Origin of the sequence: Rhodococcus sp. T2V, assembly GCF_029269925.1 — a bacterium.
GTDB classification, from domain to species: domain Bacteria; phylum Actinomycetota; class Actinomycetes; order Mycobacteriales; family Mycobacteriaceae; genus Rhodococcus_F; species Rhodococcus_F koreensis.
Genome location: NZ_JARJBD010000274.1, coordinates 1 through 1,595, shown reverse-complemented (window position 1 = coordinate 1,595; position 1,595 = coordinate 1). Strand labels below are relative to the sequence as shown.

The 1,595-nt window shown below is 67.9% G+C and carries 3 protein-coding genes; 2 read left to right on the top strand and 1 reads right to left on the bottom strand.

Annotated features, from left to right (window positions below):
- The coding region (locus tag P3H15_RS53845) for a response regulator transcription factor (RefSeq protein ID WP_276144799.1) at window positions 1-309 on the bottom strand (309 nt) is incomplete at its 3' end.
- A gap of 656 nt (window positions 310-965) precedes the next feature.
- Between P3H15_RS53845 and P3H15_RS53840 the strand changes: the two genes are divergently transcribed.
- Both P3H15_RS53840 and P3H15_RS53835 read left to right on the top strand, forming a co-directional pair.
- Window positions 966-1,295: a hypothetical protein gene (locus P3H15_RS53840; protein WP_276144798.1), complete on the top strand. Its 330-nt coding sequence runs from the start codon at window positions 966-968 to the stop codon at window positions 1,293-1,295.
- Between the two features lie 112 nt (window positions 1,296-1,407).
- On the top strand, window positions 1,408-1,595 hold a 188-nt coding region (locus P3H15_RS53835; protein ID WP_276144797.1), incomplete at its 3' end, for a glyoxalase.

The window sequence follows — 1,595 nt, the reverse complement described above, 5'->3', positions numbered from 1 at the left end:
GACCGGCGGGGTGAAGGACCTGGGCAATGGTCCGATGCGCCGGAGAAGGGCACGCACCCTCGCGACTGCCTCCTTCACACCCGCCGGGGCACCGATCACATCGTCGACGCCGGACTCGAAATAGGCGCAGGTGTGCTTGTCGTCGCGGGGGTTGAACTGTCCCATCACCACGATCCCCGGGACGGACTGGGCGGCTCTCAATGCCCGGACTATGCGGAGTCCGTCGACATCGGGTGCGCGTGCGTCGAGGATCACGACATCCGGCGAGTCGGCACCGAGTTGTATCGGCACGGCCTGACCGGTGGTCACCCTCAGGCCCGCTGAGCGAAGCGGGCCTGTGAACTGTGATTCGACGTCGGGGCCGCCACGAGCACCGTTCCGGGAACGGGTGGGTGGTCGGCGGGTGACTTCATGCCAGGGCCTTTCCTCCTCAGCCGTGGGAGATGACAGTTGCCGGTGTCCTGATCCTGGGCGTGCGCGATGTCGGGTGTCCGGGACACAGCCGACCACACCGGTGTGAGTTTCGCAGTCCGGAGCGCCCGGACAATGCACTACTGGCCCAGCACTCCCCAACGTCACCCGAAGCGCAGAGCAGGGCCGCCGATCAGGCATGGTCCGGGCGGAGCAGCTTCGGGCTCGTCCGGTGCCGGTGGCACGGAGTTGGTCACCCCGAGCGGAGCTCGAAATTCGTCACCTGTGGGTGCGTACCGGCTCTGCGAATGGGTGAAGATCCCGTCGCATCGAGCAAGTTGGAGTCGACCACGACGATGTCGTGGAGATCGGAAGGACTCAAGCCGGGATTCGCGTCTTTTGCCAATCCAATCCACCACAGTAGCCACACCGGCAGTGACACGCATCACACCGATCTGGGGTTGGTCGGTGTAACGCTTCCGGCCCTCCCCGACACCGTTCGAGTAGCCGCAGACGCTGGGCCCGCGGCACCCGAATGAGGACCACCGATCACCATGAGCACCACACAGCTTCACCCGATCACCCGCACCGCCACCAGCACCTCCTCCTGGAAGCGCCTGGCCGCCGTCGCCGCCGCGACCGTCGCACTCGCCCTGGTCCCGGTCGCCGCCGCCAACGCCACCACCACCCCGGCCCCCGCACAGCCGACCGCCGCGCAGCCCGTCGCCGCCGCTGTCACCCACGACAGCCCGTTCGACCGCGACAACGACATGGCGCAGCAACGCCAGCACGACCGCCAACGGGACCAGCGGCAGGACCGGCGCGCCGAAACGATCGTGCTCGACCAGATCCTGGCCGGCTGGAACAGCAGCACCCAGATGTAGCGCAACCGCCCGTCACTACCCCCGGGGTACCGAGCGGCGAATAGCGCCTCCGCACCACCACGGCCCCATATCCGACGTCACCCGTTTCCCCGCACCCCGCGAGAAGGCAACCATGAGCACCACCGACACCCGCACCACCGAGACGGTCACCACCACGGCCACAACATTCGGCAGCACCGCCGACCTGACCGGTGCGCTGATCCGCGCGGCGATCGCCCACGGCGAACACGAGAAGCGCACCGGCGCAGCGGATCCGAACTGGCCCGACTGGTACGCCGCCTACATGGTCGCCGAACAGGC

Excerpts from the sequence above, each read along its gene's own strand:
- P3H15_RS53840 (WP_276144798.1), top strand. The coding sequence starts at position 966 with ATGAGCACCACACAGCTTCACCCGATCACCCGCACCGCCACCAGCACC.